This window comes from Streptomyces sp. NPDC052701, assembly GCF_040678355.1.
Taxonomy (GTDB): Bacteria; Actinomycetota; Actinomycetes; order Streptomycetales; family Streptomycetaceae; genus Streptomyces.
Window position 1 is genome coordinate 59,504 of record NZ_JBFATO010000005.1, and the last position, 14,851, is coordinate 74,354.

General features: G+C 74.4%; 11 protein-coding genes. 9 read left to right on the top strand and 2 right to left on the bottom strand.

Annotated elements, in window-relative coordinates:
* Positions 1 to 258: 258 nt before the first annotated feature.
* The 6 genes from AB0L29_RS08645 to AB0L29_RS08670 all read left to right on the top strand — a co-directional run bounded on the left by AB0L29_RS08645 (position 259) and on the right by AB0L29_RS08670 (position 6,023).
* Complete coding sequence (locus AB0L29_RS08645) at positions 259 to 687, top strand: hypothetical protein (RefSeq protein WP_365824779.1); 429 nt, start codon at positions 259 to 261, stop codon at positions 685 to 687.
* Positions 688 to 942: 255 nt separating this feature from the next.
* Positions 943 to 1,512: a GNAT family protein gene (locus AB0L29_RS08650; protein WP_365824781.1), complete on the top strand. Its 570-nt coding sequence runs from the start codon at positions 943 to 945 to the stop codon at positions 1,510 to 1,512.
* Positions 1,513 to 1,547: 35 nt separating this feature from the next.
* The gene (locus AB0L29_RS08655; RefSeq protein WP_365824783.1) at positions 1,548 to 2,081 is read left to right on the top strand and encodes a hypothetical protein; all 534 of its coding nucleotides are present in this window, start codon (positions 1,548 to 1,550) and stop codon (positions 2,079 to 2,081) included.
* Positions 2,082 to 2,279: 198 nt separating this feature from the next.
* A complete protein-coding gene (locus AB0L29_RS08660; RefSeq protein ID WP_365824785.1) occupies positions 2,280 to 2,465 on the top strand; it encodes a hypothetical protein in 186 nt (61 codons plus the stop codon).
* Between the two features lie 194 nt (positions 2,466 to 2,659).
* The gene (locus AB0L29_RS08665; RefSeq protein ID WP_365824787.1) at positions 2,660 to 5,746 is read left to right on the top strand and encodes an AAA family ATPase; all 3,087 of its coding nucleotides are present in this window, start codon (positions 2,660 to 2,662) and stop codon (positions 5,744 to 5,746) included.
* Between the two features lie 40 nt (positions 5,747 to 5,786).
* Positions 5,787 to 6,023 (top strand): DUF6191 domain-containing protein, encoded by a 237-nt coding sequence (locus AB0L29_RS08670; RefSeq protein ID WP_365824789.1) that lies wholly within the window; start codon positions 5,787 to 5,789, stop codon positions 6,021 to 6,023.
* Between the two features lie 37 nt (positions 6,024 to 6,060).
* Here AB0L29_RS08670 and AB0L29_RS08675 read toward each other — a convergent pair whose 3' ends face one another.
* Together AB0L29_RS08675 and AB0L29_RS08680 are read right to left on the bottom strand one after the other, a co-directional pair.
* Positions 6,061 to 7,227, bottom strand: a complete 1,167-nt coding sequence (locus AB0L29_RS08675; RefSeq protein ID WP_365824791.1) for a PQQ-dependent sugar dehydrogenase — start codon at positions 7,225 to 7,227, stop codon at positions 6,061 to 6,063.
* A 102-nt stretch (positions 7,228 to 7,329) separates the two neighbouring features.
* On the bottom strand, positions 7,330 to 8,328 hold the full coding sequence (locus AB0L29_RS08680; RefSeq protein ID WP_365825151.1) for an aldo/keto reductase: 999 nt from the start codon (positions 8,326 to 8,328) through the stop codon (positions 7,330 to 7,332).
* A gap of 77 nt (positions 8,329 to 8,405) precedes the next feature.
* Between AB0L29_RS08680 and AB0L29_RS08685 the strand changes: the two genes are divergently transcribed.
* From AB0L29_RS08685 to AB0L29_RS08695, 3 genes are all read left to right on the top strand, one after another.
* Positions 8,406 to 9,356: a 2-hydroxyacid dehydrogenase gene (locus tag AB0L29_RS08685; RefSeq protein ID WP_365824793.1), complete on the top strand. Its 951-nt coding sequence runs from the start codon at positions 8,406 to 8,408 to the stop codon at positions 9,354 to 9,356.
* A 412-nt stretch (positions 9,357 to 9,768) separates the two neighbouring features.
* A complete protein-coding gene (locus tag AB0L29_RS08690) occupies positions 9,769 to 12,774 on the top strand; it encodes an EAL domain-containing protein (protein WP_365824795.1) in 3,006 nt (1,001 codons plus the stop codon).
* Between the two features lie 219 nt (positions 12,775 to 12,993).
* The gene (locus AB0L29_RS08695; RefSeq protein ID WP_365824797.1) at positions 12,994 to 14,844 is read left to right on the top strand and encodes an acetolactate synthase large subunit; all 1,851 of its coding nucleotides are present in this window, start codon (positions 12,994 to 12,996) and stop codon (positions 14,842 to 14,844) included.
* Positions 14,845 to 14,851: the final 7 nt, after the last annotated feature.

Consider the following 14,851-nt stretch of genomic DNA (forward strand, 5'->3'; position numbering starts at 1 on the left):
CCCCGCGCGCGGGCCGCGGCTGTAGGCCGCTCCACCTCCTCCCGGGGGGGCGCGGCGGGGGCCCTCCCCCCCCCCGGGCGGGGGGGGTGGCGCCGGGGCCGGCGCATCCCCCCTCGCACGTGCCCGGGCACCGGCCGGCGCGCGGTCCCGGCCGGTGCCCGGGTACCCGCGAGTCCGCCCTCCCGGCCGGAGGCGCTACGCTCGCGCGCCATGAGTGGACGCCCTGATTCCGACACGCACGCAGAAATACCCGGGGTCATGGACGCGGAGCCCACCGGGGCCGGGGAGGCCGAGGAGGCGGGGGCTGCCGGGGGCCCGGACGCGCGGGCCGACGCCCCGCGGGAGGCACGGGACGCGCGGGACGCTCAGGACGCGGAAGACGCACAGGACGCTCAGGACGCTCAGGACGCGGAAGACGCATACGAGGCGGAGGAGCTGGCGCGGGAGGCGCGGCGGGCCCGCTGGGCGGCGGTCGGAACCGGGGCCGTCCTGGCCCTCGCGGGCCTGGCCGCGGCGCTGCTCCGCCTCACCGGCTCCGCTCCCGCCCTCGTCCCGTTCGCGTACGCCGGCGGGGCCGCCGTCTGCGTGTTCGCCGCCGTCCTCGGCGCCCGGGGACGCACCCGGCGGGCGTTGTGGCTGCTGATCGCGGGGGTGATGGTGATGGCGCTGGGAGACCAGTTCGACTGAGGGAGGCCGAGGGGTTCCCGGCTCCGGACGCCGTCCGGTCGTCGTCCGGCCGTGGCTCCTCGTCTTCGCCGGGCTCGCCGTCGCATCCCCCGCCGGTTCCGCCCTCCCGCCGGTCCCGCCTGCTTTGCCGGTCCGACCGGCGCCTGCCGCGCACCGGCGGCGGGCCGCCCGGGTCCCGTGCCGCCCATGAGAGGCTGGCCGCCGCGACGGACGCCGGGACGGCGGACGTCCTGGCGGGAGAGGAGCACGAGCGGGATGTACGCGATATCCCTGGGTGACGACGGCGCGCAGTTGCGGCCCCTGGAGCCCTGGCACGCCGGGGAGTTCCTGGCGCACCTGGACCGGGGGAGGGAGTTCATCAACCGGTACGTCCCCTTCGGCTCCGCGGCCACCGACGAGGCCGGGGCGCGGGAGGTGCTCCAGCGGTACGCCGACTGGCGCGCCGCCGACACCGCCTCCCTGCACGGCCTGTGGCTGGAGGGGAAACTGGTGGGCGGGGTGCTCTTCCTGAACTTCGACGCGGCCAGAGGCACCTGCGAGGTCGGCTGCTGGCTGGAGCCCGCCGCCACCGGGCGCGGCCTCGTCACGCGTGCCATGCGGGTGCTGGTCGACTGGGCCGTCGAGGAGCGCGGCATCCACCGCGTGGAGTGGGTCGCCGCGTCGGGCAACCGGCCCAGCCTGAACGTCGCCCGGCGGCTCGGGATGACCCGGGACGGCGTACGGCGCGAGGCCCATCTCCACCACGGGGTACGGCACGACCTGGAGGTGTGGTCCGTACTGGCCCCCGAGTGGCGCGCGGCGGCTGCGGCGCACAGCGATCATTAAGCAACCTCTCAGACAGCGGCCGTACGGTGCGGGGCATGGCAACGAACGCAGTGGACGAGACCGAGGCCGCCGAGACCGGGACCGGCGGGGAGACGGTGGACACCGCCGGGTCCGACGCGGACACCGCCGGGTCCGACGACAGTCCCGCGACCGGGCCCACGACCGGGCAGGGCCCCTCCGGCACCGGGCAGGGCGCCGGTGCCGTCGTCTCCGTGGCGCTGGGCGTCGTCTCGCTGACCGGCAGCTGGGTCGGCACGGTGGCCGCCGCGCGCGAGACCCTTGTCGGCCAGTTGCGGACCGCGTCCTCCGCGGGCGTCGCCAAGCAGGTTGAGGAGGTGTACGGGGACGCCTGGCACACCAGCGCGCTGTGGGGCGGCCTGTTCGCGCTGGCCGCGCTGATCACCGGTGCCGTGGTGCTCGCCCGGCCCGCGTTCGGGACGCCCGGCCGGCCGCAGGCCCCGTGGATCAGGTCGGTCGCCTGGGGCGGCGTCTGGCTCGGCGTCATCGGCCTGTTCCTGGCCGTCCTCAAGTACACCGACGTCCTGCTCGGACTGCCCTCCACGGGCTGAGCCACCGCAGAACCCCGAGGGGTCTTAGATCCTCCGTGAGCACCTTACGGAGGACCTGGGACCCCTCACGCACGTCTAAGGCCCCGGCCACCGCCGAAGATGCGGAACTCTCCCGATGCGGCCGTCCCGCCTGGGAGACGAAGGTGGAGGCATCGCGGCGAGCGATGCCGGAAACCGACCTCTCACCACGGAGACGCCATGTTCGAGTACCAGCTCCACGCGTTCCGCCACGCCGACCTCGTCCGCCGGGCCGAGCGCGAGCGGCTGGCCCGCGAGGCCGTCCGGGCCCGTCGCGCCGCCCGCCGCGACGCGGCGCGGCGCGCCCCGGAGGCCGAGAGCCATACCCGCCGCTTCCGCAGGCACCGGTCCCCCCGGGCGGCGTGAACACCCGGGCGGGCAAGGGCGGCCGTACGGGGGGCGGCCGCCCTTGCGCGGGCGGTGCCCGCGCAGCCCGCAAGGACGCCGGGCACGCGCCGGAGGCGGTGCGTCCCGCGTACGCCCCGGCTGTGCCCGGCCTCCCCGCGGGCCCGGCCGCCGGCCCGCCGAAAACCGGTGCCGCGCCGTCGGCGCCGCGTGCGATGCTCGGGCCCGTGGAGACCAGGTCCGTCAGTCCCGTGTTCGTGGGCCGCGCCGACGAGTTGGGCACGCTGAACGACGCGCTCGCCCGCGCCGCCTCGGGCGAGCCGCAGGCACTGCTGATCGGCGGCGAGGCCGGCGTCGGCAAGACCCGCCTCGTCGAGGAGTTCGCCGGTGCCGCCCGCCGCGGGGGCGCGCTCGTGGCGCTCGGCGGCTGCGTCGAGATCGGCGCCGACGGGCTGCCCTTCGCCCCCTTCTCCACCGCCCTGCGCGCCCTGCGCCGTGAACTGCCCGACCAGCTCGCCGCCGCGGCCGCCGGCCAGGAGGAGGAACTCGCCCGGCTGCTGCCCGAACTCGGCACGGCCGCCGCCCGGGACGCGGCCCGGCACGGCGAGGAGGGCATGGCCCGCCTCTTCGAACTCACCGCCCGCCTGCTGGAGCGCGTCGCCGCCGACCGCACCGTCGTCCTCGTCCTGGAGGACCTGCACTGGGCCGACGCCTCCACCCGCCACCTGCTCGCCTACCTCCTGCGCACCCTGCGCACCGGCCGCCTCGTGGTCCTCGCCACCTACCGCTCCGACGACATCCACCGCCGCCACCCGCTGCGCCCCCTGCTCGCCGAACTCGACCGGCTGCGCACGGTCCGCCGCGTCGAACTCGGCCGTTTCACCCGCGACGAGGTGGGCCGCCAGATCGCCGGCATCCTCGCCCACGAACCCGACCCGGACCAGGTCGACGAGATCTTCGAACGGTCCGACGGCAACGCCTTCTTCGTCGAGGAACTCGCCGTCGCCGCCCACGAGGGCTGCCGCACCGGCCTCACCGACTCCCTGCGCGACCTGCTGCTGGTGCGCGTCGAGCGCCTGCCGGAGGGCGCCCAGCGGGTCGCCCGGATCGTCGCCGAGGGCGGTTCCACCGTGGAGTACCGGCTGCTGGCCGCCGTGGCCCGGCTCACCGAGGACGACCTCATCGAGGCGCTGCGGGCCGCCGTGAACGCCAACCTCCTCCTCGCGGCACCCTCCGGCGACGGCTACCGCTTCCGCCACTCGCTGGTGCGCGAGGCCGTCAGCGACGACCTGCTGCCCGGCGAACGCTCCCGTCTCAACCGCCGCTACGCCGAAGCCCTGGAGGCCGACCCGACGCTCGTGCCCCCGGACGAGCGGGTGATGCGCCTGGCCAGCTACTGGTACCACGCCCACGACGCCGCCAAGGCCCTGCCCGCCGTCCTGGACGCCTCCGTCGAGGCCCGCCGCCGCCACGCCTACGCCGAGCAACTGCGGCTGCTGGAGCGGGCGATGGAGCTGTGGGACGCCGCCCCCGACGAGGTGCGGCAGAACCTGCGCCCGGCCGACTACACCGAGATCTACCCTCCCCCGCCGCCCGCACGGCGCGGGGCGGCCCCCGGCGGCCGCGACCCGGCCACCGCCCCGCTGCGCTACCTCGACCTGATGGCCGAGGCCGCCGTCGCCGGACGGCTGTGCGGGGAGCGCGAACGCGCCAAGAAGATCACCCGGCGGGCGCTGCGCCTGCTGGAGGAGGACCCGGACCCGGTGCGCGCCGCCTGGTTCTGGGTCCAGCTCTCCCGGCTGACCCAGGCCCTGGCCCGCGGCGACGGCTGGACGGAGCTCGCCACCGCCCAGGAGCTGGTGCGCGGGCTGCCCCCGTCCGAGGTGCACGCCGAGGTGCTCGCCACGGCCGCGGGCTGGTCGATGCTGCACGAACCGGGGCCCGAGGCGATGGCCGCCGCCGAACGCGCCGTCGAGTACGCGCGCATGGTCGGCGCCGACGACATCGAACTCAACGCCCGGCTCACCCTCGGCGGCCTCATGGTCGACGCCGGCGACATCGAGACCGGGCTCGCCGCGATGTACCAGGTCCAGGAGCGGGCGGCGGAGCTGGGCGCGACCGGCGTGCTGAGCCGCAGCTACATCAACCTGCCCTCGGCGCTGGAGAGCGTGGGCCGCTCCAGGGAGGCGGTCGGCATCCTGCGGGAGGGCGTCCCGCTCACCCGTACCCTCGGCCTGCTGGACTCCGAGGGCTGGGTGTGGGGCAACCTCGCCGAGTCGCTCCACTCGCTCGGCCGCTGGGACGAGGCCGCCGAGGCCGCGGCCAACGCCCAGCGCCTGGAGCAGAGCGCCAAGCCGCGGACCGGCGGTCTGCTGCGCCTGGCCCACCTCGCCTTCGACCGGGGCGAGTCGGCCGAGGCCGCCCGCCTGCTGAGCGCCGCCCGCTCCTGCTTCGGCACCCACGACCTCATGCCGCAGTACGCCCTGCCGATGAGCTGCATCGCCATCGGCGTGGCCGCGTCCGAGGGCCGCCTGTCCGACGCCCGCGCCGAGCTGCGCACCGTCCTGGACGCCGGGTTCCCGCCCGGCACCCACCGCTACGGCTGGCCGCTGCTGCTCACCGCCGCGACCGCCGAGGCCGACGCCTTCGGGCTCCCGGCCGCCGAGCCGGGCCGCGCGGAGCTCCTCGAGCGCATCCGCGGGGCGGCGAAGACCCTGGCCGCCGCCGTGCCCGTGTGGCAGGCGCACGACCGGTGGCTGCGGGCCGAACTGCTGCGCGCCGAGGGCCGGGCGGCACCCGGGCCGTGGTGCGAGGCCGTCGCCGCCGTGGAGCCGCTGGAACGCCCCTACGATCTCGCGCGTGTCCGGTTCCGCCTGGCCGAGGCACTGCTGGCCTCCGGCGCGGGCGAGGACGAGCGGGCCCGGGCCGGGGAACTGCTGCGGCTGGCGCACGCCGTCGCCGGCCACCTCGGCGCCCGCCCGCTCGCCGACGCCGCCGCCCTGCTCGCCCAGCGCGCCCGCCTCCCGCTCGCCCGCGACCCCGAGCGGGCCCCCGTACCCGCCGACCCGGCCGGGGCCCTCGGCCTCACCAGCCGGGAACGCGACGTCCTGCGCCTGGTCACCGCCGGCCGCACCAACCGCCAGATAGCCGGGGAACTGTTCATCTCCCCGAAGACGGCGAGCGTCCACGTCAGCAACATCCTCGCCAAGCTCGGCGTCTCGGGCCGGGGCGAGGCGGCGGCGATGGCCCACCGGCTGGGCCTGTTCCCGTCCGGGACGCCCACCTCCCGGACGGCGGACTGAGGCTTACGCTGTGGGGGACGCCGCGGCCGAGGGAGGCCTTGTGTTCAACGTCTTCGAGGAACTGTTCGCACCCGGCCGCAAGCACACCCGCGACGAACAGAACCGGCTGGAGCTGACCCGCGAGGACACCGGGGACGGCGACCCCGGACGCGGGCCGATAGACCTCGCGTCCGGAAAGGTCGTCGTACGGCCCCCCGCCCAGCAGTCCGGGGAGCCCGACGGGGCCGCGGAGCCGGGCGGGGCCGCCGGGCCCGGGGCGGCGGCCGCCGCGGACTGACACCGGGCTGCCGCGTCACCGCCCCCGGACCCCCGGGCTACCGCACCCGCACCTCCAGGATCCGGTCGTCGCCGTCCCCCGGGTCGCCCCGGCCGTCCGTGTTGCTCGTCGTCAGCCACAGCCTGTCGCCGCCCGCCGGGACCACCGTGCGCAGCCGGCCGTACTCGCCCTCCAGGAAGGACTGCGGATCGGCCGAGGCCCGGGTGCCCTGGAGCGGGACGCGCCACAGGCGCTCGCCGCGCAGGCCCGCCATCCAGATCGAACCCTCGGCGTAGGCGATGCCGCTGGGGGAGGCCTCGTCCGTGCTCCACTGGGCGACCGGGTCGCGGAACCGCGCGTCGCCGGACCTGCCCTCGGCCTCGGGCCAGCCGTAGTTGCCGCCCGGCTCGACGGCGTTCAGCTCGTCCCAGGTGTTCTGGCCGAACTCCGCGGCGAACAGCCGCTGCCGGGTGTCCCAGGCCAGGCCCTGCACGTTGCGGTGGCCGTAGGAGTACACGGGGGAGCCGGGGAACGGGTTGCCGGGCGCCGGCTCGCCCTCCGGGGTCAGGCGCAGGATCTTGCCGCCCGTGGACTTCCGGTCCTGGGACAGACCGGTCTCGCCGCTCTCGCCCGTGCCCACGTACAGCATCCCGTCCGGGCCGAAGGCGATCCGGCCGCCGTTGTGGATCACGCCCTTGGGGATGCCCCTGAAGACCGTGTCGGGCGCGCCCAGCTGCTCGCCGGACGGCTTCTTCCCGTCGTACAGCATGCGCACGACGCGGTTGTCCGAGGCGGAGGTGAAGTACGCGTAGACCATGTGGTCGGAGGCGTAGTCGGGGGAGAGCGCGATGCCGAGCAGGCCGCCCTCGCCGGCCGGGGACACGCCCGGCACCTCGCCCAGCTCGGTCGTGCGGCCCGTGCGGTCGTCGACACGGACGACCGTGCCGTCGTCCCGGGAGGCGACGAGCAGGTCGCCGTCCGGCAGCGGGGCCAGGCCCCAGGGGGTGCTCAGGCCCGTGGCGACCGTGCGGACCACCTTCACCGACCCCTCGGCGGGCGGGGCCTGCTCGGCGGCCCGCCGGGTGGGCGAGGGCGACTGCGGTGCCGTACGGCCCGGGGAGGCGCTGTCGCCCCTGCCCGGCGATCCTCCTCCGTCGGAGGAGCAGCCGGCCGTCAGCAGGAGCGTGGCGGCGGCCAGTACGGCCGTCACGGCTCGACGTTGCACGATCGTGGTCCCTTCGACGTGGCGGGTCCTACCTGTCTTACACCGCTCGCGCCCTCCGGGTGCCCGGTCACCGGATCCCGGACCGCCCCCCGCCCCGGGACCTCAGTCCCACGACCCCTGCGCCGGCGGCAGTTCCGCCACCTCCTGCAGGTCCTCGGCCGTCAGGCGCAGCCCCGCCGCGCACGCGTTCTCCGTGACCCATCGCTCCTGCTTGGCGCCCGGCACCGGGATCACGTGGCGGCCCTGGGCCAGGACCCAGGCCAGTGCCACCTGGGCCGGGGTGACGTGCTCGCCGTGCCGGGACGCGATCCGGCGCAGTCCCACCACGATCGGCTGGTTCGCGGCCATCATCTCGGCCGTGAAGCGGGGGTGCCGGGCCCGCAGGTCGTCCGCCTCGAAGCCCTGGCCGGGCGTGAGCGTGCCGGTGAGGAAGCCGTTGCCGAGCGGCATCGCGGCCAGGAAGCCGATGCCGCGGGCCTCGCACCAGGGCAGCAGCGTCTCCAGGGCCTCCGGCGACCACACCGACAGCTCCGCCTGCACCGCGCTGACCGGGAAGACCTGCTGCACCCGCTCCAGCTGCCGGATCGTCGCGTCGTGCAGCCCCGCACCCGGCCGGCGCGCCGAGCGCGCGCCCACCGCGCACAGCCCCAGCGCCCGCACCTTCCCGGCCCGCACGAGCTCCGCCATAGCGCCCCAGGTCTCCTCGACCGGCACCTCCGGGTCCGCCCGGTGCAGCTGGTAGAGGTCGATGACGTCCGTCTGCAGCCGGCGCAGGGAGGCGTCGCAGGCCCGCCTGACGTACCCGGGGCGGCCGTTGGCCACGATGTGCTGGTCGCCCACCAGCAGACCGACCTTCGTCGACACGAAGGCGTCGGCCCGTCGCTCCTTCAGCACCCGCCCCAGCAGCAGCTCGTTGGTGAACGGGCCGTACATGTCGGCCGTGTCCAGCAGCGTCGAGCCCAGGTCGAGCGCCCGGTGCACCGCCCTGAGCGACTCCTCGCCGCGCTGCCGCGACGTGCTGTACGCCCAGCTCATCGGCATGCACCCGAGTCCGACGGCCCCCACCGCGAGTGCCGCCGCCCCGATCGTCCTGCGCTCCACCTGGTCGTGACCTTCCCCTGTTTCGGCCACCCCAACCTAACCTCTGCCGTCACACGCTCCTGACATAGCCTCCGACCATGACTGCTGACGTGTGGCTGCCCATACCGCCGGACGAGATCGAGGGCCTTCCCCGGGGACCTCGCTACCACTTCTGGGACGGCGCCGAGGAGTTCCCCGCGGACCCCGCCGACTGCGCCTTCTACGTCGTCCCCTACATGAAGCCCGGCCCGGTGTGCGTCCGCCCCCTGCCCGGGATGAGCTCCGTGCGGGTCGTGCAGACGCTGTCGGCCGGCACCGACCACGTGGAGCCCGGACTGCGGCACCTGCGTCCGGGCGTGGTGCTGTGCAACGCGCGCGGGGTGCACGAGGCCAGCACCGCGGAGCTCACGCTCGCGCTGATCCTGGCGTCGCTGCGCGGCATCCCGGACTTCGTCCGCGCCCAGGAACGGGGGGAGTGGCTGGGCGGGTTCCGGCCCGCGCTGGCCGACAGGAACGTGCTCATCGTGGGGTACGGCTCGATCGGCGCGGCGATCGAGGACCGGCTCGTACCCTTCGAGGTGGCGCAGGTGGCGCGCGTCGCGCGCTCCGAGCGCACCACGGCGCGCGGGCCGGTGCACCCGCTCACCGAACTGCCCTCCCTCCTCCCGGAGGCGGACGTCGTCGTCCTGTCCACACCGCTCACCGAGGACACGCGTGGCCTGGTGGACGCCGGCTTCCTGGCGCGGATGAAGGACGGCGCGCTGCTGGTGAACGTCGCCCGGGGCCCCGTCGTGGACACCAAGGCCCTGCTCACGGAGGTGGAGAGCGGCCGCATCACCGCGGCCCTGGACGTCACCGATCCGGAGCCGCTGCCGCGCGAACACCCCCTGTGGCGTGCGCCGGGCGTGCTCGTCAGTCCGCACGTCGGCGGACCCACCTCGGCCTTCCTGCCGCGCGCCAAGCGGCTGCTGGTCGGTCAGTTGAACCGTTTCGTGAACCGGGAGCCGCTGCGGAACGTGATCCTGACGACGGGCGCCACCAGCGCCTAGCCCGATGCGAGTACCGTCCGCGACCTTCCGGGCGCGGTGGGTACTCGCACACCAATTGATCGTTACGGAGAGTAGAGAACCTATGTCCCTGAGTGACGAGACTGGTGTATCGTCCCGACAGGGGCTGCGCCGTGCACCGTTCGGCGCCGGGGATGGACTTCAGACTGTGAGGGGGGCGACGGGCGATGCACGGTCTATGGACGAGCGATCCGACGCGGCGGAGCCACCGGCTGCGACCCTGGCGGACGGCCGCGCGCAGACGCGGTCGGCACGACGGCCACCACACCCATCACCGTGGCCGTCACACCGCCCACAGCCATCACCACCACAGGCCCGGCGACCGCGGGGGGCATGCCCGACCGGTGCACCGGGACCCACGGGACGTGGGAGCGACGCGGACCGGGAGGACACGGTGAGCGCCCCCTCTTCCACGCCGACCCTCGACGGAACGCTGCGACGACAGCCTTCGGCGGGGGCGTTGCTGCCTTGTCCGCCGGTCGCCGGCCACCGGCCGGGCCCGGTCCCCCAGCTCTTCCTGATCCTGGCCTGCGCGGCCTACGCCGTCGGTGCCGCGGTCGGCTGGGGCTCGGAGCGTCTCGCGCTGGTCATGGGCGACTTCGGACTGAGCGCCGCGGCGGGCGCCGCCGCGGTGTCCTGCTTCCTCTACGCCCGGAACCGCCGCGTCCGCTTCCGGTCCGCCTGGCTGCTGTTCGGGCTCTCCTCGACGATGGCGGCCCTGGGCAACCTGGTCTGGGGATGGTACGAGGTCGTCCTGGGACGGACCGTGCCCAGCCCCTCCTACGCCGACCTGTTCTTCCTGTGCTTCGCGCCGCCCGCCATCGTGGGGCTCCTGGTGCTCGCCAAGCGGCCCGTGAACAGGGCCGGCTGGGTGTGCCTGACACTGGACGCCTGGCTGATCGGCGGCTCGCTGCTCACCCTGGCGTGGAGCCTGGCGCTCGCCCAGGCCGCGAAGTCCGAGGGACCGGGCGTGGCGCACACCGCGCTGTCGCTGGCGTACCCGCTGCTCGACATCGCCCTGGTCAGCATGGTGCTCGCGCTGCACTTCCGGCGTTCGGCGGTGAACCGCTCCGCGGTCAACACCGCGATCGGCGCCCTCGCGCTGACCGTGATGTGCGACGCGCTGTTCACCTCGCCGCTGATGCACGACACCTACCGTTCCGGGCAGCTGCTGGACGCGGGCTGGTTCGCGGGCTCGCTGCTCCTGGCGTACGCCCCCTGGGCCGCGCCCCGGAGCGGGCAGCCGGAGGACGAGGGGCGCACGCGCGTGGTCCACGAGCACATCCCCGGGCAGCGCAGCGGACCTCACCCGCACCCGCCGGTGCCGGGAGGCGAGCAGAGCCGCTGCCCGACGACCCGGCCGATCGCGGGCTCCCTCGCCGCCCTCACGCCGTACCTCGCGGCCGCCGTGTGCACGCTGGGGATCCTCTACAACGTCCTCAACGGCCGCAGCGTCGACCGCGTGGTGCTGATCACCGGCGGCACGGTGGTGCTCGCGCTCGTCGTGCGGCAGGGGATCATGCTGCTCGACAACATCACCCTCACCCAGGAACTGGCGCAGAAGGAGAACCACTTCCGCTCCCTGGTGCAGGGCTCCAGCGACGTCATCATGATCGCGGCGCCCAGCGGCATCCTCCGGTACGTCTCCCCGGCCGCCGCCGGTGTGTACGGCCGCTCCGCGGAGGAGCTGGTGGGTACGGAACTGGCCCATCTCATCCACCCGGAGGACCTGGGCTGCGTCGTGCACGAGGTGCGCCGCTTCCTGGCCGCCGACCCGGCCGAGGAACCCACCACCCGCATCGAGTGCCGCTTCCGGTCCGGCAACGGCGGCTGGCTGAACGTCGAGTCGACCGTCAACCGCCACCACGGCGGCCTCATCTTCAACAGCCGGGACGTGACCGAAAGGGTGCGGTTGCAGGCACAGCTGCAGCACAACGCCGAGCACGACCCGCTCACCGACCTGCCCAACCGCGCCCTGTTCACCAAGCGCGTCCAGCAGGCGCTGTCCGGCCGGCGCGCCTCCGACCGGGGGCTCGCCCTGCGCAACACGGCCGTGCTCTTCATCGACCTCGACGGCTTCAAGGCCGTCAACGACACGATCGGGCACCAGGCCGGGGACGAACTGCTCGTCCAGGCCGCCCGCAGGCTCCAGGACGCGGTCCGGCAGGGCGACACCGCCTCCCGGCTGGGCGGCGACGAGTTCGCGGCCCTGATCGTCGGGGACAACACCCGCGACCGGTCCGCCCGCGAACGGCACATCCTGGAGCTCGCCGACCGCCTCAGGGCAACGCTGTCACAGCCGTACCTCATCGACGGCAACGATGTCCGCGTCAACGCCTCCATCGGCGTCGCCTTCGCCGAGCCGGGCCTCGGCGCGGGAGAACTGCTGCGCAACGCCGATCTCGCCATGTACCGCGCCAAGGCGGGCGGCAAGGGGCGCGTCGAGCTGTACAAGCCGCAGATGCAGCAGGACGTCGTACGCAAGGCGGAGCTGGCCACGCGCCTGCGGGCCGCGCTGCACGACGGCGAGTTCGCGCTGCTGCACCAGCCGGTGGTGTGCCTGGAGGACGGCCGGATCTCGTCGGTCTGCGCGCAGGCGCGCTGGCGCTCCTCGCAAGGGGTGCTCTTCACGCCGGCGGAGTTCCTGCGGGTGGCCGAGGGTGGCGACAAGACCGCCGAGCTGGGCCGGTGGGCGCTGGAGGAGGCCGTGGAGCAGGCCGCCGAGCGGCACGCGGCGGGCCTGTCCGTGCCGGTGGCCGTACGGACGAGCGCGCGCGGGCTGCTGGACCGGTCGATGCCGCTCGGCTCGATCGAGGCGCTGCTGACCCGGCACGGGCTGCCCCCCGGGTCACTGATCATCGAGCTGACCGACACCGACTCCCGGGCCGGCCTGGACGAGCTGGAGCGCCGCCTGAACGCCCTCAGGCGGGTCGGCGTCCGGATCGCGCTGGACGGGTTCGGCGGCGGCTGCGCGGCGATCGTCGCGCTGCGGCGGCTCCCCGTCGACGTGCTGAAACTGGACCGCAGCCTGGTCGAGGGCGTCGTCGAGTCCGCGCGGCTGCACAAGATCACCAGTGGGCTGCTGCGCATCGCCGCCGACCTGGGCCTGCAGTCCGTGGCCGACGGGGTGGACCAGCCCGAGCAGGTCGTCGCGCTGCGCGCGATGGGCTGCACGCACGGGCAGGGCATGGCCTTCTCCGGGCCGCTGGACGAGTACCGGCTGCGCCGGGTGCTCGGCACCGGCCGCTACCCGGTGCCGCACGGACCGGTCGCACCCGCGTTCGCCGGCGGCTCCCCGCGGGTGTACACCGGAGGCGTGACCGGCACGAACGTCTCCACCGTCTTCGGTGGTGGCACGGCCCTCCGCTCACATGATGAGACTCCCGTCCCACCCACTTGACAGTGAGTGCGTGCCGGGGGGAGGGTCAGTGCCATGCGCACCCGAATTCTCGTACTTGGAAAGCGCGTCGGCTGACGCTGAGCCCTCGATCGCTCAGCGACCCCACCCGGCGCGCTCCCCTCGCTTGCCCTACGGCACGAGGGGTTTTTTGTTGCACAGGCAGCAGCCGCACTTCGCCCGAACCTCGCAAAAACCCTCAGCATCGAGAAGAGAATGCCGATGACCGAGCAGGCCACCGGGGCCCATCACCCGCAGCCGCGGCCCCGATCCTCAGGACAGCACTCCGCCCCCGAGCAGGTCACGGGCGCGCAGTCCCTCATCCGCTCTCTCGAGGAGGTCGGCGCCGACACGGTATTCGGCATTCCCGGCGGTGCGATCCTCCCGGCGTACGACCCGCTGATGGACTCCACCAGGGTGCGCCACGTCCTGGTCCGCCACGAGCAGGGCGCCGGCCACGCGGCCGAGGGCTACGCCCTGGCCACCGGCAAGGTCGGGGTCTGCATGGCGACGTCCGGCCCCGGCGCGACCAACCTCGTCACACCGATCGCCAACGCCCACATGGACTCCGTGCCGCTGGTGGCGATCACCGGCCAGGTCGCCTCCGCGTCGATCGGCACGGACGCCTTCCAGGAGGCGGACATCGTCGGCATCACCATGCCGATCACCAAGCACAACTTCCTGGTCACCAAGGCCGAGGACATCCCGCGGGTGATCGCCGAGGCGTTCCACATCGCCTCCACCGGCCGCCCGGGCCCGGTCCTGGTCGACATCGCCAAGGACGCCCTGCAGGCGCGGACCACCTTCTCGTGGCCGCCCACCATGGACCTGCCCGGCTACCGCCCGGTGACCAAGCCGCACGCCAAGCAGATCCGCGAGGCCGCCAAGCTGATCACCTCCGCCCGGCGGCCCGTGCTGTACGTCGGCGGCGGTGTCCTGAAAGCCGGTGCCACCGCGGAGCTGAAGGTCCTCGCCGAGCTCACCGGAGCGCCCGTCACCACCACCCTGATGGCGCTCGGCGCGTTCCCCGACAGCCACCCGCTGCACGTGGGGATGCCGGGCATGCACGGGTCGGTCACCGCCGTCACCGCGCTGCAGAAGGCCGACCTGATCGTCGCCCTCGGAGCCCGCTTCGACGACCGCGTCACCGGCAAGCTGGACAGCTTCGCCCCCTACGCCAAGATCGTCCACGCCGACATCGACCCGGCCGAGATCGGCAAGAACCGCGCCGCCGACGTGCCGATCGTCGGGGACGCCCGCGAGGTCATCGCCGACCTGATCCAGGCCGTGCAGAAGGAGCACAGCGAGGGCCACCGGGGCGACTACACCGCCTGGTGGAACGACCTCAACCGCTGGCGCGACACCTACCCGCTCGGCTACGACCAGCCCGCGGACGGCTCCCTCTCCCCCCAGCAGGTCATCGAGCGCATCGGCCGGCTCGCCCCCGAGGGCACGGTCTTCGCCGCGGGCGTCGGCCAGCACCAGATGTGGGCCGCGCACTTCATCCAGTACGACAGGCCCGCCACCTGGCTCAACTCCGGCGGCGCGGGGACGATGGGCTACGCGGTCCCGGCCGCGATGGGGGCCAAGGCCGGCGCCCCGGACCGCACGGTCTGGGCGATCGACGGCGACGGCTGCTTCCAGATGACCAACCAGGAGCTCACCACCTGCGCCCTGAACAACATCCCGATCAAGGTCGCCGTCATCAACAACGGCGCCCTCGGGATGGTCCGCCAGTGGCAGACCCTCTTCTACAACCAGCGCTACTCCAACACCGTGCTGCACTCCGGCCCCGAGGCCGACGGCAGGTCGCCGAGCGCCGGCACCCGCGTCCCCGACTTCGTGAAGCTGTCGGAGGCCATGGGCTGCTACGCCATCCGCTGCGAGGACCCGGCCGACCTCGACAAGGTGATCGAGGAGGCGAACGCCGTCAACGACCGCCCGGTCGTCGTCGACTTCATCGTCCACGAGGACGCGATGGTCTGGCCGATGGTCGCCGCCGGCACCTCCAACGACGAGATCATGGCCGCCCGCGACGTCCGCCCCGACTTCGGCGACAACGAAGACGACTGAGAGCCGT